This is a genomic window from Delftia sp. Cs1-4 (assembly GCF_000214395.1).
GTDB classification, from domain to species: Bacteria; Pseudomonadota; Gammaproteobacteria; order Burkholderiales; family Burkholderiaceae_C; genus Comamonas; species Comamonas acidovorans.
Genome location: NC_015563.1, coordinates 1,693,294 through 1,717,103, shown reverse-complemented (window position 1 = coordinate 1,717,103; position 23,810 = coordinate 1,693,294). Strand labels below are relative to the sequence as shown.

25 protein-coding genes are annotated in these 23,810 nt (G+C 66.6%); 14 read left to right on the top strand and 11 right to left on the bottom strand.

What is annotated here, in order from left to right; translation table 11 throughout:
• Positions 1-281: 281 nt before the first annotated feature.
• Positions 282-1,412, bottom strand: coding sequence for a cupin domain-containing protein (locus tag DELCS14_RS07610; RefSeq protein ID WP_013801115.1), 1,131 nt, complete (start codon positions 1,410-1,412; stop codon positions 282-284).
• Between the two features lie 103 nt (positions 1,413-1,515).
• On the bottom strand, positions 1,516-2,475 hold the full coding sequence (locus DELCS14_RS07605) for a helix-turn-helix domain-containing protein (RefSeq protein ID WP_013801114.1): 960 nt from the start codon (positions 2,473-2,475) through the stop codon (positions 1,516-1,518).
• A 260-nt stretch (positions 2,476-2,735) separates the two neighbouring features.
• On the opposite strand from DELCS14_RS07605, the gene DELCS14_RS07600 reads away from it, so the two are divergent.
• Positions 2,736-4,187 carry an aldehyde dehydrogenase gene (locus DELCS14_RS07600; protein WP_013801113.1) on the top strand — a complete coding sequence of 484 codons (1,452 nt, stop codon included), beginning with the start codon at positions 2,736-2,738 and terminating at the stop codon, positions 4,185-4,187.
• A 152-nt stretch (positions 4,188-4,339) separates the two neighbouring features.
• The gene (locus tag DELCS14_RS07595; protein WP_012206894.1) at positions 4,340-4,861 is read left to right on the top strand and encodes an FKBP-type peptidyl-prolyl cis-trans isomerase; all 522 of its coding nucleotides are present in this window, start codon (positions 4,340-4,342) and stop codon (positions 4,859-4,861) included.
• A gap of 67 nt (positions 4,862-4,928) precedes the next feature.
• On the opposite strand, the gene DELCS14_RS07590 is transcribed toward DELCS14_RS07595, so the two are convergent.
• Together DELCS14_RS07590 and DELCS14_RS07585 are read right to left on the bottom strand one after the other, a co-directional pair.
• Entirely contained in the window at positions 4,929-5,516 is a 588-nt protein-coding gene (locus DELCS14_RS07590) for a glycine zipper 2TM domain-containing protein (RefSeq protein WP_013801112.1), read from the bottom strand.
• A gap of 145 nt (positions 5,517-5,661) precedes the next feature.
• Positions 5,662-6,042: a PepSY domain-containing protein gene (locus DELCS14_RS07585; protein ID WP_013801111.1), complete on the bottom strand. Its 381-nt coding sequence runs from the start codon at positions 6,040-6,042 to the stop codon at positions 5,662-5,664.
• A 256-nt stretch (positions 6,043-6,298) separates the two neighbouring features.
• Here DELCS14_RS07585 and DELCS14_RS07580 point away from each other — a divergent pair, with 256 nt between their 5' ends.
• Genes DELCS14_RS07580 through DELCS14_RS07570 form a run of 3 tightly spaced genes read left to right on the top strand, consistent with a single transcriptional unit; the run spans position 6,299 to position 8,727 of the window.
• Positions 6,299-6,604, top strand: a complete 306-nt coding sequence (locus DELCS14_RS07580) for a PepSY domain-containing protein (RefSeq protein WP_012206897.1) — start codon at positions 6,299-6,301, stop codon at positions 6,602-6,604.
• 6 nt (positions 6,605-6,610) lie between these two features.
• Positions 6,611-7,282 carry a response regulator transcription factor gene (locus DELCS14_RS07575; protein WP_012206898.1) on the top strand — a complete coding sequence of 224 codons (672 nt, stop codon included), beginning with the start codon at positions 6,611-6,613 and terminating at the stop codon, positions 7,280-7,282.
• A complete protein-coding gene (locus DELCS14_RS07570; RefSeq protein WP_013801110.1) occupies positions 7,279-8,727 on the top strand; it encodes a sensor histidine kinase in 1,449 nt (482 codons plus the stop codon). Before DELCS14_RS07575 ends, DELCS14_RS07570 begins: the two co-directional genes overlap by 4 nt.
• A 46-nt stretch (positions 8,728-8,773) precedes the next feature.
• Here DELCS14_RS07570 and DELCS14_RS07565 read toward each other — a convergent pair whose 3' ends face one another.
• The 4 genes from DELCS14_RS07565 to coaBC all read right to left on the bottom strand — a co-directional run bounded on the left by DELCS14_RS07565 (position 8,774) and on the right by coaBC (position 11,968).
• Positions 8,774-9,598 carry a hypothetical protein gene (locus tag DELCS14_RS07565; protein ID WP_013801109.1) on the bottom strand — a complete coding sequence of 275 codons (825 nt, stop codon included), beginning with the start codon at positions 9,596-9,598 and terminating at the stop codon, positions 8,774-8,776.
• Between the two features lie 63 nt (positions 9,599-9,661).
• The gene (gene dut / locus DELCS14_RS07560) at positions 9,662-10,111 is read right to left on the bottom strand and encodes a dUTP diphosphatase (RefSeq protein ID WP_013801108.1); all 450 of its coding nucleotides are present in this window, start codon (positions 10,109-10,111) and stop codon (positions 9,662-9,664) included.
• Between the two features lie 70 nt (positions 10,112-10,181).
• Positions 10,182-10,727, bottom strand: coding sequence for a hypothetical protein (locus tag DELCS14_RS07555; protein WP_013801107.1), 546 nt, complete (start codon positions 10,725-10,727; stop codon positions 10,182-10,184).
• Between the two features lie 17 nt (positions 10,728-10,744).
• A complete protein-coding gene (gene coaBC, locus DELCS14_RS07550; RefSeq protein WP_013801106.1) occupies positions 10,745-11,968 on the bottom strand; it encodes a bifunctional phosphopantothenoylcysteine decarboxylase/phosphopantothenate--cysteine ligase CoaBC in 1,224 nt (407 codons plus the stop codon).
• 102 nt (positions 11,969-12,070) lie between these two features.
• Here coaBC and DELCS14_RS07545 point away from each other — a divergent pair, with 102 nt between their 5' ends.
• The 6 genes from DELCS14_RS07545 to DELCS14_RS31145 all read left to right on the top strand — a co-directional run bounded on the left by DELCS14_RS07545 (position 12,071) and on the right by DELCS14_RS31145 (position 17,390).
• A complete protein-coding gene (locus tag DELCS14_RS07545; protein WP_012206904.1) occupies positions 12,071-13,729 on the top strand; it encodes a CTP synthase in 1,659 nt (552 codons plus the stop codon).
• A gap of 41 nt (positions 13,730-13,770) precedes the next feature.
• Positions 13,771-14,628, top strand: coding sequence for a 3-deoxy-8-phosphooctulonate synthase (gene kdsA, locus DELCS14_RS07540; protein WP_013801105.1), 858 nt, complete (start codon positions 13,771-13,773; stop codon positions 14,626-14,628).
• A gap of 3 nt (positions 14,629-14,631) precedes the next feature.
• Positions 14,632-14,922, top strand: a complete 291-nt coding sequence (locus DELCS14_RS07535) for a DUF1330 domain-containing protein (protein WP_013801104.1) — start codon at positions 14,632-14,634, stop codon at positions 14,920-14,922.
• Between the two features lie 234 nt (positions 14,923-15,156).
• Positions 15,157-16,443, top strand: coding sequence for a phosphopyruvate hydratase (eno, locus tag DELCS14_RS07530; RefSeq protein ID WP_013801103.1), 1,287 nt, complete (start codon positions 15,157-15,159; stop codon positions 16,441-16,443).
• 64 nt (positions 16,444-16,507) lie between these two features.
• The gene (gene ftsB / locus DELCS14_RS07525) at positions 16,508-16,786 is read left to right on the top strand and encodes a cell division protein FtsB (RefSeq protein WP_012206908.1); all 279 of its coding nucleotides are present in this window, start codon (positions 16,508-16,510) and stop codon (positions 16,784-16,786) included.
• 331 nt (positions 16,787-17,117) lie between these two features.
• Positions 17,118-17,390: a hypothetical protein gene (locus DELCS14_RS31145; RefSeq protein ID WP_228676859.1), complete on the top strand. Its 273-nt coding sequence runs from the start codon at positions 17,118-17,120 to the stop codon at positions 17,388-17,390.
• A 12-nt stretch (positions 17,391-17,402) separates the two neighbouring features.
• Here DELCS14_RS31145 and DELCS14_RS07515 read toward each other — a convergent pair whose 3' ends face one another.
• Both DELCS14_RS07515 and DELCS14_RS07510 read right to left on the bottom strand, forming a co-directional pair.
• Positions 17,403-18,395 (bottom strand): Hsp33 family molecular chaperone HslO, encoded by a 993-nt coding sequence (locus tag DELCS14_RS07515; RefSeq protein WP_012206910.1) that lies wholly within the window; start codon positions 18,393-18,395, stop codon positions 17,403-17,405.
• Between the two features lie 35 nt (positions 18,396-18,430).
• Complete coding sequence (locus DELCS14_RS07510; RefSeq protein WP_012206911.1) at positions 18,431-18,955, bottom strand: gamma carbonic anhydrase family protein; 525 nt, start codon at positions 18,953-18,955, stop codon at positions 18,431-18,433.
• 54 nt (positions 18,956-19,009) lie between these two features.
• Here DELCS14_RS07510 and DELCS14_RS07505 point away from each other — a divergent pair, with 54 nt between their 5' ends.
• The 3 genes from DELCS14_RS07505 (at position 19,010) to DELCS14_RS07495 (ending at position 22,630) form a co-directional block, all read left to right on the top strand.
• Entirely contained in the window at positions 19,010-19,816 is an 807-nt protein-coding gene (locus DELCS14_RS07505) for a ferritin-like domain-containing protein (protein WP_013801101.1), read from the top strand.
• 188 nt (positions 19,817-20,004) lie between these two features.
• Positions 20,005-21,282, top strand: coding sequence for an HDOD domain-containing protein (locus DELCS14_RS07500; protein WP_013801100.1), 1,278 nt, complete (start codon positions 20,005-20,007; stop codon positions 21,280-21,282).
• 58 nt (positions 21,283-21,340) lie between these two features.
• Complete coding sequence (locus DELCS14_RS07495; protein ID WP_012206914.1) at positions 21,341-22,630, top strand: HDOD domain-containing protein; 1,290 nt, start codon at positions 21,341-21,343, stop codon at positions 22,628-22,630.
• Between the two features lie 78 nt (positions 22,631-22,708).
• Here the strand turns inward: DELCS14_RS07495 and DELCS14_RS07490 are convergent, their stop codons facing one another.
• Positions 22,709-23,707, bottom strand: a complete 999-nt coding sequence (locus tag DELCS14_RS07490; RefSeq protein WP_013801099.1) for a tripartite tricarboxylate transporter substrate binding protein — start codon at positions 23,705-23,707, stop codon at positions 22,709-22,711.
• Between the last annotated feature and the right edge of the window lie 103 nt (positions 23,708-23,810).

Sequence of the window (23,810 nt, the reverse complement as noted above, 5' to 3'; positions counted from 1 at the left end):
ACATTCATTCGACTTGGAGGGAATTATAGGGAGATTTTTTCGAGGCTGACTGAAACTGACAACCTCTGAACAATTCCGCACAAATCCTCTTGCCAAGTCCGAATGGGGCAGCAGGAAGCTGCCTTGGCGTCCACTGTGTAACAAAACCAGGTTGCTGTCAATTTACTGACGAATCCAAGACAATTCTTTACAAATCTATCGGAGTCCGCCTTGAATCAGCAGAACGCTGTCAACGGTGAATGCCCGAACTTAGCATGACTGCGTCACAGCGTCTACCCGGTTCAGGACAGCGGCCCGCCTCGCACCCAGCCGGCGTCAAACCAGGAGGACAGCAGCTCCAGCGCGTCATCGCTGGCCTTGGCCAGATCGGCGCGTGACAGGGCACGCGTATCGGCCAGCTTGCGCATCAGGGTGGCATCGCGGCCACCGGCCAGATAGCTTTCGCCGTTGATGAAGATGTGTTTTGCGTCATACATCATGCGCGTGCGGCGGTCGAGGACCACGCTCTCGAACATGCCGTGTTCCTCGCCATGCTCGAACCAGACATTGGCCTTGGGCTCGGTCATGTACTCGCCCAGCGCGCGCTCCAGCGCCAGCGGCTCGGCCAGCGCGCGCTCCAGCGCCTTGCGCGCGAAGTCGTGCAGGCTCGACGGAATCTCGCCCGGAGCCTCGACGGCGGGCTGGTCGGGATCGCGGTAGACCATGGGCGCTTCGGGTTCATCGGGCTCGTCGGACATGCGCAGCAGCAACTCGCGGGCCAGTTCGTCGCGCGCGGGCGAGCGAAAGCCGATGGAGTAGGTCATGCACTCGCCCTCGGCGATGCCGTCATGGGCCCACTTGGGCGGCAGGTAGAGCATGTCGCCGGGCTCGAGCACGAACTCCTCCTCGGGCTCGAAATTCGAGAGCACCTTCAGCGGCACATCGGGCTGCAGCGACAGGTCCTTCTGGCGGCCGATGCGCCAGCGCCGGCGGCCATGCGCCTGCAGCAGGAAGACGTCGTAGCTGTCGAAATGCGGGCCCACGCCGCCCTGGTCGGTGGCAAAGCTGATCATCAGATCGTCCAGCCGCGCCTCGGGCACGAAGCGGAACTGCTGCATCAGCTGGTGCACGCCGTCGTCGTGCAGGTCCACGCCCTGCACGAGCACGGTCCATCCGGGCTTTTGCAGCGAGGGCAGGCTGCGGCGCGACAGCGGGCCGTGGCTGAGCTTCCAGTGGCCACCGTCCTGCTGCTGGATCAGGCGCGATTCCACACCGTCCTCGCCTGCCATGGCCAGCAGCCTGGCGCGGGGAATCAGGGGCTTGAAGCCCGGGATTGCCTGGCGCACCAGCAAGGGCTTCTTGTGCCAGTGGCGGCGCATGAATTGGGAAGCGGTAAGCCCGCCCAGCAGGGCAAGCGGTGTGTTGGTGTCCATGAAATGGTCCGAAGTGAGCGAAGAGACAGGGCGGCATTGTCCTATGCGGGCATTGCCCTGTCCTGGCGCCAGCGCAAGCTGCCCCGCAATGGCTTCGTGGCAGTCAGCCGGCCGGCTTGCGCATGGCCCTGAAATCCGAGGGCGACAGACCCGTATAGATCTTGAAAGCGCGGCTGAAATGCGCGGTGCTGCCAAAGCCGCAATCCATGGCGACCTCGGTGATGGTGCGCTGCGCCTGGGCGGGCTGCAGCAACTCGCGCATGCACAGCTCCAGGCGGCTGTGCTGTATGAAGGCGCCCAGGCTGGTCTGGCTGTCCGCGAAGGCGTTGTGCAAATGGCGCTTGCTGCAGTTGAGCGCGGCGGCCACGGACTCCACCGACAGGCCCGGGTCGCGCAGATGGGCCGCCACATGGGCGCGGATGCGGTCCTGCAGCGCCAGTTGCTGCGTGCCTGCCGTGCCCTGCCCGGCCAGTTCCTGCAGCGACAGATGGACCATGTCCACCAGCAGCTCGCCCGCGCGGCGCGCCAGATGCGGCGCCATGCCGGGCAACTCCTGGTAGGTGCTGCGCATGGTTTCCAGCGCGATGCGGGCAATGCCCGAGCTGCCGCCCACGTTGCGCCCCATCAGCCCTTCCAGCCGGATGCCCCGTTCCACGATGGCCTGGCGCGGCAGCATCACGATGAGGTGTTCGGACCATTCGGGGTTGGTGACCTCGTACTCCTGCGCCGTGTCATAGATCACCCAGCTGCCCTTGCGCACGCTGGCCTCGCGGTTGTGCTGGCGCACGCTGGCCACGCCCTCCCAGGGCGCGACGATCTTCAGATAGGGGGACTCATGGGCGCGCAGGCCCTGCATGCTGCGCATGACGCGGTGGCGGCCCGCCTCCAGACGGGTCAGCACCACATCGCCGGCATTGGCCACGCGCACATGGCCTTCGAACAGGCGATCGCCATAGACATCGGTGTCCAGGCCCGCAAACAGGCGCGACATCCAGGCGTGCCAGGCCGACGCCGTCTCGCCGGGCGGCAGTCCGTCGGTGCTCAACACCATGGCATCGGTCATGTGCGGTCTCTCCTGCTCGCCGCACGGGTGAAGGATCTGTGTGCGGCCATGGACGTGATTATGGGAAAGTGCAGGCCCGTCGCGCCCCATGGCTTTCCCCGCGGACAGCCAGGACAAGGGTAAACCCCGGAGCCTGTGCACGATCCGTCATGCGCTTTGTGCGCGCAGCGGGCTGCCTGCGCCATCGCCTGCTTCTACGATGACCGGCACGCCCGGCAGCGCCAACGCCAACGCCACAACCGCATACCAAGGAGACAGTCATGATCGAACAAACCATGCTCATCGCAGGCCAGGCCGCACAGGCCGGCAATGGCGCCACCTTCGAGCGCCGCAATCCGCTGGACGGATCGGTGGCCACGCGCGCCCCGGCCGCCACGCCCGAAGATGCCGTGCGCGCCGTCGAGGCCGCGCAAAAGGCCTTCCCCGCCTGGGCCGCACTGGGCCCGACCGAACGCCGCCAGATGCTGATGAAGGCATCGCAGGCGCTGGAGGCCAAGACCGAGGCGTTTGCCGCCGCCATGGCCGCCGAGACCGGCGCCTCGGGCATCTGGGCCGGCTTCAACGTGCACCTGGCCGCCAACATGTTCCTGGAGGCCGCCTCGCTGACCACCCAGATCAATGGCCAGATCATTCCCTCTGACGTGCCCGGCAGCCTGGCCATGGCCGTGCGCCAGCCCGCTGGCGTGGTGCTGGGCATTGCGCCCTGGAATGCGCCCGTCATCCTGGCCGTGCGCGCCATTGCCACGCCGCTGGCCTGCGGCAACACCGTGGTGCTCAAGGGCTCGGAACTGTGCCCCGCCACGCACGGCCTGATCATCGAGGCCCTGCAGGAAGGCGGCCTGCCGCCCGGCGTGGTCAACTTCGTGACCAATGCGCCCGAAGATGCCGGCGCCGTGGTCGAAGCCATGGTGGCCCACCCGGCCGTGCGCCGCGTGAACTTCACGGGCTCCACGCGCGTGGGCCGCATCCTCGGCCAGACCTGCGCCAAGTACCTCAAGCCCGCCATCCTGGAGCTGGGCGGCAAGGCGCCCTTCCTGGTGCTGGACGATGCCGACATCGACGCCGCCGTGGCCGGCTGCACCTTCGGTGCCTTCGCCAACTCGGGCCAGATCTGCATGTCCACCGAACGCATCATCGTGGATGAGTCCGTGGCCGGCGATTTCCTGGACAAGCTGGTGGCCCGTGCCACCTCGCTGCCGCTGGGCGATCCGCGCAAGGGCCCCGTGGTGCTGGGCTCGGTGGTGGACATGGCCACCGTGGAGCGTGCCAACCGCCTGATCGACGACGCGCTGGCCAAGGGCGCAAAACTGCTGTGCGGCGGCAAGGCCACCAACACCCTGATGGCCGCCACGCTGATCGACGGCGTCACGCCCGAGATGGACATCTTCCGCGAGGAAACCTTCGCCCCCGTCAAGGCCATCGTGCGCGTGCGCGGCGAGGAGCAGGCCATCGCCATGGCCAATGACAACGAATTCGGCCTGTCCTCGTCCGTCTACACCCGCGACACCGCGCGCGGCTGGCGCGTGGCCGCGCGCATCGAGGCCGGCATCTGCCACGTCAACGGCCCCACCGTGCATGACGAGGCCCAGATGCCCTTTGGCGGCGTGAAAAACTCGGGCTACGGCCACTTCGGCGGCCAGGCAGGCATCGATGCCTTCACCGAGACGCGCTGGATCACCATGCAGACCGCACCCCGCCACTATCCGTTCTGATCGGCAGGACTCGCCGCCCGGCCTGCGCAGCAGCCGGGCAGCCGTGGGAAAATCGCGCCAACGCGGCCGCCGGCACGCCTTCGTCAAACAAGGGCGCGCGCGGCGGTCTTTCCTTTTCCCCACTGCGGCATGGGCCGCACAAGCTGCACACCATGGAAATCACAGAACAATGCGTGGTCGCTCTGACCTGGACCCTCAAGGACACCCTGGGCGAGGAACTGGACGTGCTCGATGAGCCCGTGGAGTTCCTGGTCGGCGGCGACGATCTGCTCAAGCGCATCGAGGAAGCCCTGCAGGGCCACGGCCAGGGCAAGACCCTGGACCTGCACCTGGAGCCCGAGGAAGCCTTTGGCGACTACAACGAAAGCCTGATCTTCCTGGAGCCGCGCGCCCTGTTCCCGGCCGAGCTGGAGGAAGGCATGAGCTTCGAGGCCAGCGCCCTGCCCAAGGGCTGCAGCGCCGTGCAGCCCGACCTGCTCTACACCGTCACGGAAATCTATCCCGAGCATGTGGTGCTGGACGGCAACCACCCGCTGGCCGGCATTGCGCTGCGCCTGCACCTGAAGGTCGAAGGCGTGCGCGAAGCCACCGAGGAAGAAATCGGCCGCGGCTCGGCCGGTACCGGCTTCTTCCGCATCCAGCCCATGGCACCGGGCAACGACACGCTGCACTGAAATTGCCGCGCTGAAATGGCAAAGGGCTCCCTGCGGGGAGCCCTTTTGCATGGAGCGAGCCTGGTACTCAGCGAATCAGCTGGTTGTTGTCCACGCGCACGCTCTCGCCTATGCGCAGCTGCGGATTGTTCTGGTAGTCGAACACGCGCGTGCTGCCGTCGTTCAACTGCACGGTGACGCGGTAGACATCGCGCAGATCGCCAGGGCCGGTGTTCTTCTCGATGGCATTGCCCGCCATGGCACCGCCCACCACGCCCGCAATGGTGGCGATGTCGCGCCCACTGCCCTTGCCCACCTGGCGGCCCAGCACCCCGCCGACCACGCCGCCCACCACGGCCCCGGCGCCTATGCCCGAGCCGCCAATGCCGCTGGGCTGCTGGATCTGCACCAGTTGCACATTGGTCACACGCCCCTGCTGCACATAGCCACCGCCTCCCGGGTAGGCCGTGCCGGGCTGGCCGCCGTTGGGATAGCCACCGCTGGGGTAGCCGCTGGTCGGATAGCCCCCGGCTGGATAGCCGCCAGCCGGATAGCCACCGGCAGGGTAGCCGCCACCCGGGTATCCGCCCTGCTGGGGGTAGCCCGCGCAGGCGCTGAGCAGCAGCGCGGCAATGCAGCCGGCGCCCATGGCGCTCAAGCGATGAATGGAAGGCATGAGAATCTCCTGTGTACTGTCCGTGGATCGATCAAGGGCAGCCACCGGACCGGCCGGCGGCTGCATACCGCTTCAACGTCCCAGGCCGCATGCCTGCCGACCGGACAGAACACTTGCTGACAAAAATCAGCCTGCCCACCCGGCCTCAATTGCGTGCGCGGATGCTGAGCACGTTGCCGTTGTTGCCATCGACGTAGAGCTTCACAGGGCGGCCATCGCCGGTCTGGCCCTTGACCTGGTAGAGGCCGTCCTCCCACTCGATCTCACGCAGGTCGCGGTAGCCCAGGACTTCCATGCGCTCGAAGATTTCGCGGATGCTCAGGCCCGGCCCCTGGAAGGCGCCGCGCACGGAGGCCACCGTGGTGGCCACGGCCTCGCCGGCCTGTACGGTCACGGAAGGCCCGCCCGTGGCGGCGGCCTGGGCCTGCACCTGGGCGACCAGCCCGGCAGTGGCGATCAGCACAATGCCCAGGCCCGTCAGGCCATGGCGTGCAGCGCGGGAAATCAGTTGTCGGATGGAAGGCATGAGGTTCTCCTTGGCATGTGAAGGTCGGCGACTGGGCCGGCGATTGGGTCGGCGATTGGGCTGGCGATGCATCTGAAAAGGCCGCATCTGCCGGCTGCTGCGCCTTCGTTTCCGTTGAATTGCGACGGCGTGCAGCCATTGTTCGATGCAGGCCATGAACGCAAGCTGAAGCAGCCGTTCATCCGAGGTTCATCCACGCTGGGCTATAAAGTTTTCCATGCCCACTCCATCCTTCTCCATTCCTCGCAGGTCCTGGATGCTGCTGGCCGCACTGCTGCTGATGGCGGCGGCCCTGGCCTCCTGGACCACGCCCTCGGACGCCGGCGACAGCGACCATGAACTCGCTCGCCAGGCCCTGCAGCAAGGCCGCGTGCTGCCGCTGCGCACCGTGCTCGATCAGGTCGAGCGCGACTACCAGGGCCAGGTCATCAAGGTCGAGTTCGAGCATGACGACGGCCGCTTCATCTACGAGATCCGGCTGCTGCAATCGGGCGGCCGCGTAGCCAAGCTCAAGATCGATGCACGCGATGGCAAGGTGCTGAGTTTCAAGCGCAAGGACTAGACGCAGATGCGAATCCTCGTGGTGGAAGACGAGCCCACGCTCTGCGGGCAACTGGTACAGGCCTTGCAGCAGGCAGGCCATACGGTGGAGACGGCCGCGGACGGCGCAACGGCCCAGTACCTGGGCGAGGTCGAGGAATTCGACGCCGCCGTGCTGGACCTGGGCCTGCCCGTGCGCGACGGGCTCACCGTGCTGCGCGCCTGGCGTGCGCAGGGCCGGGTCATGCCCGTGATGATCCTCACGGCGCGCGGCGCCTGGCATGAGAAGGTGGCCGGCATGGATGCCGGCGCCGACGACTATCTGGCCAAGCCCTTCCACATGGAAGAGCTGATGGCCCGCCTTCGCGCCCTGCTGCGTCGGCTCAGCCCGCACGCCAGCGCCCAGTGGCAATGCGGCCCCATCGTGCTGGACTCGCGCCATGCCCGCGTGAGCGTCGCCGGCCAGCCGCTCACGCTCACGAGCCATGAATTCAAGGTGCTGGCCCTGCTGATGCAGCGCGTGGGGCAGGTGATATCGCGCACCGAACTGTCAGAACACATCTACCCGCAGGACAGCGACCGCGACTCCAACACCATCGAGGTCTTCGTCGGCCGCCTGCGCAAGAAGCTGCCGGCCGGCAGCATAGAGACCGTGCGCGGCCTGGGCTACCGGCTGGTGGAAGGCGCGCCCGCTGCATGAACGCGCCACAGGAAAGACAGGTATCCCGGCTTGGCGATTCGCTGCGCCTGCGCCTGCTGGCCGGCACGCTGGCCTGGGTGCTGGCGGCCGTGCTGCTGGCCGGCTGGGGACTGCGCGGACTGTTCCGCGACCACATCGCGCAGCAGTTGCAGGCGCAGTTGGTGCTGCAGCTCGACCAGCTCAGCGCAGCCGTCAACAGCCTGCCCGGCGGGCGCATCGAAGTCGGACTGGCCGTGGGCGATCCGCGCCTGGCGCAGCCGCTGTCAGGCCTGTACTGGCAGATCGACCAGGTGAGCGATGGCGCGGGTCCACCCGAGAAGGCCGGCTTGCTGCGCTCTCGTTCGCTGTGGGACCAGACGCTGGACTGGCACCAGTTCCGTGCCGATGCCGGTCGCCCGGATGAGCACCACGAGGACACGGCGCTGAACACCGGCATGCTGCCCGATGGCCAGGGCCACCAGCTCGTGGCCGTGGCACGCCCCCTGCAATTGCCCGAAGCCGACGCGCCGCCGCTGCGCCTGATCGTTGCGGCCGACAGCGCCCTGCTGGCCGAACCCATGCAGCGCTTCACCACCATGCTGATCGCCGCACTGGGCACGCTGGCGGCCGGGCTGGTGCTGGCCGTGGTGCTGCAGCTGCGCCTGGCGCTGCGGCCGCTGCAGCTGCTGCGCAAGGGCCTGTCCGACGTGCGCAAGGGGGCAACGCCGCGCCTCGAAGGCCGGTTTCCGCAGGAACTGCGCCCCCTGGTGCAGGAATTCAACCATGTGCTGGATGTGAACGCCGACATGGTGCAGCGCGCGCGCACACAGGCAGGCAACCTGGCCCATGCGGTGAACACGCCGCTGTCCATCCTCGGCAATGCCGCCGCGCAGGAAGGCGGGGCGCTGGCCGAACTGGTCCGCGAGCAGGTCGCCAGCGCCAGCCGCCAGGTGGACCACCATCTGGCACGCGCCCGCGCTGCGGCCCGCCAGGCCACAGGCCTGCGCACGCCGCTGCAGCCGCCGCTGGCCTCGCTGGTGCGCACCATGGAGCGGCTGCACGCCGGCCGCGGCATCCGCTTCGCGCTGAAGGGCGATGCGCAGCCTTGGGACTTTCTGGGCGATGGCCAGGACCTCATGGAAATCCTGGGCAACCTGCTTGACAACGCCGGCAAGTGGGCGGCCCAGGCCGTGAGCCTGGAAGTCCAGGGCCTGGAGCACGATCAGGCCGGCGGCCCCTTGCTGCTGACGGTGGACGATGACGGCCCCGGCATCGAAGACGCCGACCTTGGCCGCATCTTCGAGCGCGGCGAGCGCCTGGACGAACGCAGGCCCGGCGCAGGGCTGGGCCTGGATATCGTGCGTGACCTGGTGCAGACCTATGGCGGCAGCATCGCGGCCAGCCGCTCGCCACTGGGCGGCCTGCGCATGCAACTGCGCCTGCCGGGGGCAAAAAGACAGGCGTGACGGCAGGAGCCGCGCAGCAGCGGCTCAGTGCCCTCTCAGGGGCCTTTCAGTGTCCTCTCAGCGCACGCAGCACCTGCACCAGGGTGTCTGCCTGGGGAAACAGCCAGTCGGCCAGCGCGCCAAGCGCCACGGCGGCCACCAGTGCGCCCAGCACCGGCTTCCAGCTCAGGCGCAGCGCGGCCAGCAGCCAGCCCTCGCGCTCCACAACATAGAGCGTGCGCGCCATCAGCAGCGCAAAGGCCACCTCCACCGCCACGGCCAGGAACAGGTCGGCCCCAAAGACCAGCCACAGCAGCGACCCTGCCCCCGTGACCGCGACCAGCAGCGCCGCAAACACCAGCAGCACGGGGACCAGGACGACGGCTCCGTCGTCCAGCCCATCGATGCCCGGCAGATCAAAGCCTTGCGAGGCCGAGGAAGCAGCCTCGGACAGCGCGCCGCCGTCATCCCAGCTGCCGCTGGAGCCACCGCCGCCATACGAGCCGCCCTGCCCGCTGTCGAATCCGCCAGCCTCCGGCGTGCGGGCCGGTGAAGAACCGCTGCCGCCGGGCGTCACATCGGGAACATCGGACACCTCCCAGTCTCGGCGCAGCATGCACTCGGCCCACAGGCGCAGCAGCAGCAGGTACAGCAGATAGCCGCAGGCCAGGGCCACGCCATAGCGCAGCGCCATGCTGTGCATGCCCGCGTGCAGCAGGCCCAGGCTCAACAGCGACATGCCGGCCAGGCTCAACCCGCCCGTCAGTGCCGCATGCAGGCGCAGCCAGTGGCGCTGCTGCAGGCGGCGGCGCATGCGGTCTTCCTGCGTCAGCATCACGCGCGTCCATGACGCGGATGGGCGGTGGCGCGTGCGCCGGGATGGCCTGGCCATGCGGATTCCTCCCTGGAGCGATGCCCGGGCAGCGCGGCTGCGGGCGTTTTCTGGCTGAGCGCCTTATTGCTTGCCTGTAGAGCCGTAGCCGCCCGCGCCGCGCTCGGAAGCCGACTCGAACTCCTCGACCACATTGAAGCTGGGCTGCACCACGGGCACGATGATCAGCTGGGCCAGGCGGTCCATGGGCTGCAGCGTGAAGGCCGTGGTCGAGCGGTTCCAAGCGCTGACCATGAGCTGGCCCTGGTAGTCGCTGTCGATCAGGCCGACCAGGTTGCCCAGCACGATGCCGTGCTTGTGGCCCATGCCCGAGCGCGGCAGGATCATGGCCGCGTAGCCGGGGGCCTTGAGGTACATGGCCATGCCCGTGGGCACCAGTTGCCATTGGCCGGGCTCCAGCGTTAGCGGCGCATCGATGCAGGCGCGCAGGTCCAGTCCCGCGCTTCCCGGCGTGGCGTAGGCGGGCATGTTCTCGCGCAGGCGCGCGTCAAGGATCTTGATATCAACGTTCATGGAAACAATCTGGGGAGCGCCTCACGGCAGGCTCTCTTGAAAAGCAAAGCGCGCATTGTGCCCCGCGCCGTCACCCGGACGACTTGAGCCCGCTGCGAAAGCCTTTGACGATGGCATTGATGATGGTGAGCAGCAGGATGAAGGGGCCGATGCCCGGAATCACCACGGCCAGGATCAGGCCGATCACGATACCCAGCAACTGGCCCGGACCTATCTTGAAGACCGTCTTCTTGACGGCCTTGGCGGCGGAGGACGCCTGGGCTTGCTGTGCCCGCGCCGCCTGCCGGCCGCGATCGGCCCTGCCACCATTTCTATCGCCGTTCCTGTCGCCATGCCTATCGCCTGCAGACGGCTGGCGTCCCGGCAGGGCAGGCACCGAAGCCTGCTGCGCGGCGATGCGCGCCTTCTCGGCCGCAGCCTGCACCTGCTCGCGCACGCGCTCGACCACGGACTGGGACTGCGCGCCCGGCGTGGCCACGGCATCGGTGAAATCGCTGCGTCCCTGCGCCATCCAGCCGTGGGCCGCCGAGCGGTACAGGGGGCTGGCGCGCAGCAGCTCGTCCACATAGCGCACATAGTCGCCGTGGCGGGGGCCTTCGTAGGTGTTCTGTGACATGCGGGCCTTCGGTGGTGTCAACGGACGGGCGGCAGGCGCCGGGCGATCTCGGCCACCAGCTGGCGCGCCAGCAGGGACTTGGAGGCGTGCGGCAGCTCCATGGTGCCAGCCTCGTCGATCAGCAGCAGGGCATTGTCATCCCGCCCAAAGGTTGCGGGACCGATATTGCCCACCAGCAGCGGCACCTGCTTGCGCAGGCGCTTGGCGCTGGCGTGCTGCAGCAGGTCATGGCTTTCGGCGGCGAAGCCCACGCAGTACAGCCGGCCGCTGCGCGCAGGCTCGGACTGCGCGGCGGCCGCCAGGATGTCGGGGTTCTCGACGAAGGTCAGCGTGGGGGTCTGGCCCGAGCCGTCCTTCTTGATCTTCTGGTCTGACGCCGTGGCCGGGCGCCAGTCGGCCACGGCCGCCGTGGCGATGAACACGCCGGCTTGCGGCAATTGCTGGTGCACGGCGTCAAACATCTGCTGCGCCGATTGCACGTCGATGCGCTGCACGCCGCGCGGCGTGCGCAGGTGCACGGGCCCGGCCACCAGGGTCACCTGGGCGCCCGCCTCGCGGGCGGCGCGCGCAATGGCAAAGCCCATCTTTCCGCTGGAATGGTTGGTGATGCCGCGCACGGGGTCGATGGCCTCGAAGGTCGGGCCCGCCGTGACCAGCACCTGGCGGCCCTGCAGCAGCTTGGGCGTGAAGAAGGCAGCCAGCTCCTCCATGATTTCCTCGGGCTCCAGCATGCGGCCGTCGCCCACCTCGCCACAGGCCTGGTCGCCCGTTCCCACGCCCAGCACCAGCGCACCGTCGGCCGCCACCTGCGCCAGATTGCGCTGCGTGGCCGGGTGCGCCCACATCTCGCGGTTCATGGCAGGCGCCAGCAACAGGGGCACGCGGTCCATGGGGCGAGCCAGGCACATCAGGCTCAGCAGCTCGTCGGAACGGCCCTGCACCAGGCGTGCGATGAAGTCGGCGCTGCAGGGCGCGATCAGCATGGCATCGGCCTCGCGACTGAGGTTGATGTGGGGCATGTTGTTGGGCTCGCGCGCGTCCCACTGCGAACCATAGACCGGACGGCCCGACAGCGCCTGCATGGTCACCGGCGTGATGAACTGCTCTGCCGCCTCGGTCATCACCACCTGCACGGTGGCCCCGGCCTGCACCAGCAGGCGCACCAGCTGGGCAGATTTGTAACAAGCCACGCCTCCGGAGAGGCCGAGCACCAGATGTTTACCTGCGAACACTTCAGTCATGGCGCGCAATTTAGCAGAGCCGGAGCATCCGAGCAGCCCCGCGCGGCGCGGCGAATTCGGCGGCGCATCTATAATCCTGCTTTACCACCACCAATAAAAGACATGACCAAATTTGTCTTCGTCACAGGCGGTGTGGTGTCTTCCCTGGGCAAGGGAATCGCCTCAGCCTCCCTTGCTGCGATCCTCGAATCGCGCGGCCTCAAAGTCACCCTCATCAAGCTGGATCCCTACATCAACGTGGACCCGGGCACCATGTCGCCCTTCCAGCACGGTGAAGTGTTCGTGACCGATGATGGCGCCGAGACCGATCTGGACCTTGGCCACTACGAGCGTTTCATCGAAACGCGCATGAAGCAGTCCAACAACTTCACCACCGGCCGCATCTACCAGAGCGTTCTGGAAAAGGAGCGCCGCGGCGACTACCTGGGCAAGACCGTGCAGGTGATCCCGCACGTGACCAACGAAATCCAGGAGTACATCAAGCGCGGCGCCGGCCTGGGCACGCCTGACGCTGTCGATGTCGCCATCTGCGAAGTCGGCGGCACGGTGGGCGATATCGAGTCCCTGCCCTTCCTCGAAGCCGTTCGCCAGCTGGCCCTCAAGCAGGGCCCCAACAACACGGCCTTCGTGCACCTGACCTACCTGCCCTGGATTGCCACGGCCGGCGAGCTCAAGACCAAGCCCACGCAGCACACCGTGCAGAAGCTGCGCGAGATCGGCATCCAGCCCGACGCCCTGCTGTGCCGCGCGCAGCACCAGGTGCCGGAAGAGGAGAAGGAAAAGATCTCGCTGTTCACCAACGTTCCCGAGTGGGGCGTGATCTCCATGTGGGACGTGGACACCATCTACAAGGTGCCCCGCATGCTGCACGAGCAGGGCCTGGACGGCCTGATCTGCGACAAGCTGCGCCTGAACACGCCACCCACCAACCTCAAGCGCTGGGACGACCTGGTCCACGAGACCGAGCACCCGCAGGGCGAGGTCAAGATCGCCATGGTCGGCAAGTACGTCGAGCTGTCGGACGCCTACAAGTCCGTCAACGAGGCGCTCAAGCACGCCGGCATGCAAAGCCATGTGGCAGTGAAGATCACCCACGTCGATTCCGAGACCATCAGCGACGCCAACGCGCGCGACAAGCTCTCGCAGTACGACGCCATCCTCGTGCCCGGCGGCTTCGGCTCGCGCGGCGTGGAAGGCAAGATCTCCACGGCCCGCTACGCCCGCGAGAACAAGGTGCCCTACCTGGGCATCTGCCTGGGCATGCAGGTGGCCACCATCGAATACGCCCGCCATGTGGCCGGCCTCGAAGGCGCCAATTCCACCGAGTTCGACCCCAAGTCCGCCAACCCCGTGATCGCCCTGATCACCGAGTGGAAGGATGCCGACGGCACGGTCAAGACCCGCGACGAGAACTCCGACCTGGGCGGCACCATGCGCCTGGGCGCGCAGTCCTCCGACGTGCAGGCCGGCACGCTGGCCCACAGCATCTACGGTGATGTGGTCACCGAGCGCCACCGCCACCGCTACGAAGCCAACGTCCAGTATCTGGACCAGCTGCGCGAAGCGGGCCTGGTGATCTCGGCGCTGACGCAGCGCGAGCAGCTGACCGAGATCGTCGAGCTGCCCAAGGAAGTTCACCCCTGGTACATCGGCGTGCAGTTCCACCCCGAGTTCAAGTCCACGCCGTGGAGCGGCCACCCGCTGTTCAATGCCTTCGTGAAGGCTGCGATCGAACGCCAGAAGGCGCCGCGCAAGCCCTGATCCCCGCAACGCCGCCCACCATTTCCCAAGGAATCCCCACCATGAAACTCTGCGGCTTCGATGTCGGCCTCGACCGGCGCTTCTTTCTCATTGCAGGCCCCTGCGTCGTCGAGTCCGAACAGCTGCAGATGGACGTGGCGGGGCATCTCAAGGAAATCACGGCGGCCCTGGGCATCCACTTCATCTTCAAGAGCAGCTACGACAAGGCCAACCGCAGCTCGGGCGCCAGCTTTCGCGGCCCGGGCATGGACAAGGGCCTGGAGATCCTGGCCAAGGTGAAGAAGGACCTGCAGGTCCCCATCCTGACCGACGTGCACACCGAGTCCGAAATCCCGGCCGTGTCCCAGGTCGTGGACGTGCTGCAGACGCCGGCCTTCCTGTGCCGACAGACCGACTTCATCCGCGCCGTGGCCCAGTCGGGCCGGCCGGTGAACATCAAGAAGGGCCAGTTCCTGGCCCCGCATGACATGAAGAATGTCATCGACAAGGCCCGCGCGGCTGCAAGGGAAGCCGGCCTGCCCGAGGACAGTTTCATGGCCTGCGAGCGCGGCGCCAGCTTCGGCTACAACAACCTGGTCTCGGACATGCGCAGCCTGTCCATCATGCGCGAGACCGGCGCGCCCGTCGTCTTCGACGCCACGCACAGCGTGCAGCTGCCCGGCGGCAACGGCACCAGCAGCGGCGGCATGCGCGAGATGGTGCCCGTGCTCTCGCGCGCGGCAGTGGCCGTGGGCGTGGCGGGCCTGTTCATGGAAACCCATCCCAATCCTCCCTGCGCTCTCAGCGACGGCCCCAACGCCGTGCCGCTCAAGCACATGAAGGCACTGCTCGAAACCCTGGTCGCGCTCGACGACGTGACCAAGAAGAACGGCTTCCTCGAAAACGACTTTGGAGTCTGACCCATGGCCAGCGGCTACATCATTGCGTCCGTCACCGTCACCAAGCCCGAGCAGTACGAGGAATACCGCAAGTGGAGCACCGAGGCCATGCGCGTGCATGGCGCCGAAGTCTGCGTGCGCGGCGGCAAGGTCGAAGTGCTCGAAGGCGACTGGAACCCCGGCCGCACCGTGATCCTCAAGTTCCCCAGCTTCGAGGCCGCCAAGGCTTTCTACGACACGCCCGAGTACCTGCGTGCCCGCGAGGCGCGTGAAGGCGCATCCATCATGCGCATGGTCTGCGTGGAAGGCGTCTGACGGCCAACCACCCCGGCCCGTCAAGAGCACAGCGCATACAAAGCCATACAACCAATTTGTGCACAATAGCCGCCGCCCGATCGCAGATACTGCGCCGCGGAGCACGGCTGTGCCCGGTGGCACGGCAGCCAGCCACGCCATCGACCACCCATACCGCTTGCCCGGCAAGCACCAGGGCGCAACCTCACCGGAACCCGCCTGCACACCGATTTCAAAAACCGCAAAGGAAATGCCATGAGTGCAATCGTTGACATCGTAGGCCGCGAAGTGCTGGACAGCCGCGGCAACCCCACCGTCGAATGCGACGTGCTGCTGGAATCGGGCGTGATGGGCCGCGCCGCCGTGCCTTCGGGCGCGTCCACCGGCTCGCGCGAAGCCATCGAACTGCGTGACGGCGACAAGAGCCGCTACCTGGGCAAGGGCGTGCTCAAGGCCGTCGAGCACATCAACACCGAGATCTCCGAAGCCGTTCTGGGCCTGGACGCCTCCGAGCAGGCCTTCCTGGACAAGACCCTGATCGACCTGGACGGCACGGACAACAAGGGCCGCCTGGGCGCCAACGCCATGCTGGCCGTCTCGATGGCCGTGGCCCGCGCCGCTGCCGAAGAAGCCGGCCTGCCGCTGTACCGCTACCTGGGCGGCATGGGCGGCATGCAGCTGCCCGTGCCGATGATGAACGTCATCAACGGCGGCGCGCACGCCAACAACAGCCTGGACCTGCAGGAATTCATGATCATCCCCGTGGGCGCGCCTTCGTTCCGCGAAGCCGTGCGCTGGGGTGCCGAAGTCTTCCACGCGCTCAAGAAGATCATCCACGACAAGGGCATGAGCACGGCCGTGGGCGACGAAGGCGGTTTTGCGCCTTCCGTGGAAAACCACGAAGCCGCCATCCAGCTGATCCTGCAGGCCATCGAAAATGCAGGCTACAAGGCCGGCGAACAGATCGCCCTGGGCCTGGACTGCGCCGCCAGCGAGTTCCACAAGGACGGCATGTACGTGCTGGCTGGTGAAGGCAACCTGACGCTGACCGCCACCCAGTGGACCGACATGCTGGCCGGCTGGTGCGACAAGTACCCCATCATCTCCATCGAGGACGGCATGGCCGAAGGCGACTGGGATGGCTGGAAGATCCTGACCGACCGCCTGGCCGCCAAGGTCCAGCTGGTGGGCGACGACCTGTTCGTCACCAACACCAAGATCCTGAAGGAAGGCATCGACAAGAAGATCGCCAACTCCATCCTGATCAAGATCAACCAGATCGGCACGCTGACCGAAACCTTCGCCGCCATCGAAATGGCCAAGCGCGCAGGCTACACGGCCGTGATCTCGCACCGCTCCGGTGAAACCGAGGATTCGACGATTGCCGACATCTCGGTGGGCACCAATGCCGGCCAGATCAAGACCGGCTCGCTGAGCCGTTCGGACCGCATCGCCAAGTACAACCAGCTGCTGCGCATCGAGGAAGACCTGGGTGACATCGCCCACTACCCCGGCCGCGAGGCTTTCTACAACCTGCGCTGAAAAGCGTTAGGCTTGCAAGCCATCCGGCCTGCAAGCCTTTTTCCTTTCCGCAACATCTGCTGCCATGGTCAACCGCGTCGTCCCCCTTGTCCTGCTCGCCCTGCTCGCCGCCGTGCACGCGCAGTTGTGGCTGGGCCATGGCAGCGTGGCCTACGTCAAGGAACTGCAGCAGCAGATCCACGACCAGAACGTGGCCAATGCCCTGGAAAAGGCCGAGAACGACCGCCTGGCCTCCGAGGTCAACGATCTCAAGGACGGCCTGGCCATGGTCGAGGAAAAGGCCCGCAGCGAGCTGGGCATGGTCAAGCCCAACGAGATCTTCGTGCAGATCGTGCGGCGCTGAGGGTTGGGATTTTTTGCATCAGGGCCGGCTTCATGCCGGCCTTGTGCTTTTGCAACAAGGCGCCTGCGCCCCTTAACCGGGCCTGCGCGCAAGCCGAGACAGGTACTTGGACACAGCCCGCTTGCCCCCGCCCCCGGTGATTCTTCTGGGATCGCCGCCCGCGCTCGCGCTTTCCATGGCCCATGCACTGCGCCAGGCCTGGCGGCACCACGGAACATCTCCTGCTGACTGGCAATGCCTGGCGGCCGAGCCGGGGCAGTCTCTACCGGAACATGGAGCCGTCTACCTGCTGGGACTGGATTGGAGAGCCTCCGTCTCCGAGCACGAAGGAGTGAGCAATGGCCCTGCCGCACAGCTCCAGCATTGGCGCGACCAATTGCAAAGCCAGTCGCGCGACTACGTGGTGCTCTACGGCAATACCGCCCGGCAATGGCAACAGCTGGCCGAGTCGCTCAGGCTCAAGGCTCCGCAAATGGACTGGTCCTGGCTGCCCGCAAGCCCCGCGCAACGCAGCGCGCGCCTTCGCCCCTACGGCTGCGAGCAATGCAGCGACCCGGACTGCGAGCGGCGATTGTTCGACGCGCTGCGCAGCGGGCGGGACTGACTCCGAGCGTATTTACTGCACGTTCGTCGAGGTCGGTGGCTGCTTGCCGGCCTCGGTGAACAGCTGGGCGGCATCGATGGGATCGAACTCGTACTGCTTGCCGCAGAAGTCGCAGCCCACCTCGATATTGCCGCGCTCCTCCAGGATGCTGTCCACCTCTTCAATGCCCAGCGAGACCAGCATGGCCCCCACGCGCTCACGGCTGCAGGTGCAGGCAAAGCGCGGGCGCTCTTCGTCCTGCTGGGGGACGAAGCGCATCAGCTTCTCTTCCCAGAACAGGCGCCGCAGGATGGTTTCCACATCCAGCGTGAGCAGTTCGTCGCGCGTCAGGCTGGCGGCCAGCGTGGCGATGCGGTTGTAGTCCTCGTTCAGGCCGATGGCGTCCTGGCCCGATTGCTCGCTTTCGGTAGCGGAGGCCAGGTTGGCCTCGCCCTTGACCGGCATGCGCTGGATCAGCAGGCCGGCAGCCAACTGGTCATTGGCGGCCAGCACCAGCACGGTGTCCAGCTGCTCGGACTGCAGCATGTAGTGCTGCAGTGCATCGGACACCTTGGAGAACCTGCGGCCTTGCGCATCCTGCAGCGGCACCACGCCCTGGTAGGGCTGCTGGCCCGGCTGGCGTCCCTTGGGGTCCAGCGTGATGGCGCAACGGCCACCACCGTTCACATTGAGCAATTGCTCCAGCGTTGCGCCTTCGGGCGCCTCCCCGATCAGGGTGGCGGTGGCGCGCAGGCCGAAGTCGGACTGCACCTCGGCCACGGCCAGCTTGACCGGGCCGTCGCCCATGACCTGGAAGACCAGTGCGCCGTTGAACTTGATGTTGGACTGCATGAGCACGCCGGCAGCCGCCATTTCGCCCAGCAGTTCGCGCACGGCGGCGGGGTAGGCGCCGGTCTCGCCGTTGCCCGCGCGGCGTTGCAGGATTTCCTGCCAGGCGTCGGTGAGGCGGACGATGGAGCCGCGCACGGGCAGGCCTTCGAAGATGAATTTATGCAGTTCAGACACGCTGATGGATTCCGTAAAAAAGTGCCGGGCCTCGCTCAGCCCAGCTTGCGCAACCCGGTCTTGAACCGGCGCGCATTATCGACATAGTGTTGGGCGCTGCGGCGCAAGCCTTCGATCTGCTCGGGCGTCAATTGGCGCACGGCCTTGGCCGGGCTGCCGATGATCATCGAGCCATCGGGAAACTCCTTGCCCTCGGTGATGAGGGCACCTGCGCCGACCAGGCAGTTCCTGCCGATCTTCGCGCCGTTGAGCACCACGGCACCGATGCCGATCAGCGATTCGTCGCCGATGGTGCAGCCATGCAGCATGACCTGGTGGCCCACGGTCACATGGCGCCCCACGACCAGCGGCTTGCCCAGGTCGGCATGCAGCACGCTGGCGTCCTGGATGTTGCTTCCCTCGCCGATGGAAATGCTCTCGCAGTCGCCGCGCAGCACGGCGCCGAACCAGATGCTGGCGTCTTCGGCCAGCTGCACATTGCCCATGACCTCGGCGCTGTCGGCCACCCAGGCCGATGCTGCCACTTCAGGGGCCACTCCATCCAGTTCATAAATCGCCATGGGTCTTTGTCTCCGTCAATTATTGGTGATGGCAGGAAACCTAGAATTGTAGGGATGGAGTTACGTCACCGCGCCCTTGAGGTTTTGTGCCTCCCGGACCCCGAAGAAAAGGCCGCCGCCGCGTTGGACATGTATGCACGGCAGGCGCTTTATTCAATAGCAGCGCAGGCACCGGCCCTGCCCGATCCCGCACCGGACCTGCCGGGCCGCCCGCTGCGGCCCGAGCTGCGCCACCACACTGCAGTTGCAAGGCGCTCGCCGGCCACGCCCGAAGGCCGGGCCGTGCTGATCCACGCCATTGCCCACATCGAGTTCAACGCCATCAATCTGGCGCTGGATGCCGTCTGGCGCTTTGACGGCATGCCGCAGCAGTACTACCTGGACTGGCTGCAGGTGGCCGCCGAGGAGGCCAAGCACTTTCGCCTGCTGCGCGAGCATCTGCGCGCGCACTTGGGCCACGACTATGGCGATTTCCCGGCCCACCAGGGCCTGTGGACCATGTGCGAGAAGACCGCGCATGACGTGGTGGCCCGCATGGCCCTGGTGCCACGCACGCTGGAGGCACGGGGCCTGGACGCCACGCCCCAGATCCAGAACAAGCTGCGCAACACGCGCGCGCCCGATGCGCTGGCGGCCGTGGACATCCTCGACATCATCCTGCGCGAGGAAGTGGGCCACGTGGCCATAGGCAACCACTGGTACCGCTGGCTGTGCGAGCGTGAAGGCCTGGAGCCGGAGGCGCACTACCAGCACCTGACGCAGCGCTACGAGGCACCGCGCCTGCGCCCGCCCTTCAACGAGCGCGCACGCCGCGCCGCTGGCTTCACCGATACCGAACTGGCCTGGCTGCAGCAGGTCTGAAGAAAGACCGCCACAGCCGCGCGGACAGGCCCGTCCCGTCCGCATGGCCGCACAATGGTTTACAAACTAGGATGGGTCCGACTCCGCAATCGGACTTGTCCCAGCAGACACTGCCTGTCGGCATATTTATTCAGAACATTCCTACAATCAGATCTGCTGCTTACCGTGCCTCTTCGACCGAACACTCCATGACCGAATTGCCTGTCCATCTCTTCAACGATGCCCCTGCGGCCAGCCCCGCGTCCACAGACCGGGGAATGATCGCGCGCCAGGCCATCGTCAACGGGGTGCAGCAGATCATCGGCTATGAGCTTTTCAACCGTTCGCGCGCCTACCCGGACCATACGGCGGCGTCGGACGTGTCCCTGGTGTTCACGGCCCTGTCGCATGCCGGCGAAGAGGATCTGGTCGGCACCAAGTTGATGTTCGTCAACTGCACGCATGAAAGCCTGGCCGGCGGACATCTGGAGCTGCTCAACCCCGACAAGGTGGTGCTGGAGATACCGCCGCTGGGCCTGGCCGCACAGCAAGAGGTGCAGGCCCGCCTGCCCATCCTCAGCAATCTGCGCGCGCGCGGCTTCAACCTGGCCTTCAATCACACGGTGCTGGAGTCCGCCTATGCGGCCTGGCTGCCCCTGGCCGACTACATCAAGTTCGACCTGTCCGTGCTGGCCCCTGACCAGTTGGCCGTGCTGGTCAACTTCGCTGGCCGCCACACGCGTGCCGAGCTGATCGCCGAGAAGGTGGAAAGCGCACAGCAGTACGAGCAGGTGGGCCGCCTGGGCATTCAGCTGTTCCAGGGCTTCTGGTTTGCGCGGCCCACGGTGGTGCGCACCAAGCTGCTGTCGCCCTCGCAGCAAAGCATCGTCCAGCTGCTGAATCTGGTGCGCCAGCAGGCCAGCACCGATGCCATCGAGGATGTGCTCAAGAAGGATGCGGGCCTGGCCTTCAACCTGATGCGCCTGATCAATTCCGTGGGTTTTGGCGTGCAACGCGAGATCACCTCCTTCCGCCAGGCCGTGATGCTCATGGGCCTCAAGAAGCTGTTCCGCTGGGCGGCCATGCTGCTGACCGCATCGCGCAACGGCGGCCCGCCGCCGGCCATCGGCCAGACCGCCGTGATCCGCGGGCGGCTGATGGAGCTGCTGGCCCAGGAATCGCTGAGCGAGGAAGACTCCGACCAGGCCTTCGTCGTCGGCATCTTCTCGCTGCTGGGCAGCATGCTGGACCTGCCCCAGGACGTGGCCATGAGCCTGATCCCCGTGCCCGATGCCGTCTCCGCAGCCGTGCTGCGCCACGAAGGCGTGCTGGGCGAGCTGCTGATCCTGGCCCAGGCCTGCGAAGCCAGCGACGACGCAGCCTTCAACCGCAGCGCAGACGCACTGCGCCTGAGCAGCCAACAGATCAACTGGGCCCATCTGCAGGCCCTGGCCTGGACCGATCAACTGGCAGACAGCTCGCTATAGTCATGAGCTATCGCACGCAACTCAACGCCGCCGCTCCTTCATCTTTCTCAGCTTCCAAATGACTACCAACGACAACTCCTCCGCTCCGCCACCACCCCTGCCAGAAGGAGTGGAGGACGGACAGGTGGCCGTCATTGCGCGCCAGGCCATCGTCAACGAGGCGCGCGATGTCTTCGGCTATGAACTCTTCGATCGCTCCACAGCCCAGCATGCGCACACGGCGGCCTCCGATGCCGCCCTGCTGTTCAACGCACTGTCGTATGCGGGAGCCGAGGCGCTGGTAGGCAAGAAGACGGTCTTCATCAACTGCACGCATGACAGCCTGGCAGGCGGCCACCTGGAACTGATCCACCCCGACAAGGTGGTGCTGGAAGTGACCACGCTGGGCGAGAACGCCACCACAGCCGATATCGAAGAGCGCCTGCCCACCTTCCAGGCCCTGCGCCAGCGCGGCTTCCGCCTGGCCTTCAACCAGCACCTGCTGCGCCGCGCCTATGCCAGCTGGCTGCCTGCGGCCGCATTCATCAAGCTGGACATGCAGACCTTTGCACTGGCCGATGCCGAGACCCTGGTGAATTTCGCGCGCGCCCATACCAATGCCCAGATCGTGGCCGAAAAGGTCGAGACCTCCGAGCAGTTCGAGCGCATGCGCGACCTGGGCGTGCGGCTGTTCCAGGGCTTCTGGTTCGCCCAGCCGCAACTCGTGCAGGCACGCACCATCCGCCCCACGCAGGCCACCATCATCCAGCTGATCAACCTGGTGCGCCAGCAGGCGAGCACGGACGAGATCGAGGCCCTGCTCAAGAAGGACCCCACGCTGTCCTTCAACCTGCTGCGCTTCATCAACTCCTCGGGCTTCGGCCTGTCCTGTGAGATCACCTCGTTCCGCCATGCGGTGATGATCCTGGGCCTCAAGAAGCTGTTCCGCTGGGCCGCGCTGCTGCTGACCACCTCGCGCGCGGGCGGCACGCCACCGGCCGTGGGCCAGACCGCCGTGGTGCGCGGACGCCTGATGGAGCTGCTGACGGCCGAGCTGCTCTCGCCCGAGGAATGCGACAACGCCTTCGTGGTGGGCGTGTTCTCGCTGCTGGACGTGATGCTGGGCCAGCCCATGGAAAAGGCGCTGGAATCCATCGCCCTGCCCCAGCCCGTGATCGATGCGCTGGTGCACAACAAGGGCGTGTTCGCGCCCTTCCTGGAGCTGACGCGCGCCTGCGAAAGCGGCGACGACGAAGGATTTGCGCGCGCCGCCAACGCCTTGCAGCTGTCCAACCACCAGGTCAACTGGGCGCACCTGCAGGCCCTGGCCTGGGCCGACAACCTCACGGCGGACGACGCCACGGTCTGAACGGGTCAGCCACCATGGCAAAGGGCTTGCGGCCGGGAAGCCGCAAGCCCTTTTTGCATGCCACGCGCCGCAGCGGTATCAGTTCAGCTTGATGCCTGCAGCCTGGATGATGCGCGCGTTGGACTGGGACTCGGCCTCGATCTGGCGCGCGAAATCCTCGGCCTTGCCGCCCGTGGCCACGTTGTCGGTGGCCTCCAGCTTGGCACGCATGTCGGGCTGGGTCAGCACCTGGTTGATCTCGGCATTGAGCCTTTGCAGCACGGGCGCGGGCGTTCCTGCGGGCGCGAAGATGCCGAACACCGAGGTCATGTTGGCGCTCTTGTAGCCCAGCTCGGCCAGCGTGGGCACGCCGGGCAGCGACTCCAGGCGCTGGGGGGCACCCACGGCCAGGGCCTTGAACTTGCCCGCCTTGATGTGCTGCAGCACGGCCGGCCCGGCGTTGGTGGAGAGCACCTCGAACTGGGCGCTCAGGCCATCATTGAGCTGCTGGCCGCCGCCCTTGTAGGGGATGTGCGTGATCTTGGCCTGCGAGGCATACATGATCTGCTCGAGCATGATGTGGCCCAGCGAGGCCAGGCCGGCCGTGGCCCAACGGACTTCGCCGGGTTGGGCCTTGGCCTGCGCCACCAGTGCCTTGAAATCGGTCGCCGTGGAGCGGGCCGTGCCCAGCAGCAGCACGGGCGAATACATCACGCTGGTCACGGGCACGAGATCGCGCTGCGGATCGAACAGCGGCTTGCCCAGGTGCGGGCTCAGCGTCAGCGGGCTGATGGAGGAAAAGCCCAGCGTATAGCCATCAGGTGCGGCCTTGGCCACCAGGTCCAGACCGATGGCGCCACCCGCGCCGGCCTTGTTGTCCACCACCACGGGCTGGCCCAGGCGGGCGGCCAGCTTCTCGCCCAGGGCGCGCGCCACCACGTCGCTGACGCCACCGGCCGGATAGGAAACCACCACGCGGATGGGCCGGCTGGGCCAGGCGGCATCGGCGGCCGACGCGGACATCGGCAAGGCCGCAGCAGCGACCGTCGCCGCCAGCATGGAAGTCACCAGCACATGCCGGCGCAGGAAATCAGTCATCGAAAACTCCGCAGAAACACATCGAACACGGCGGTGATTGTTCTGCAAGGCGCATATCCCCGGAACAGGCTTTGCCACTTCGACGATTTCAACGGCAGAAACA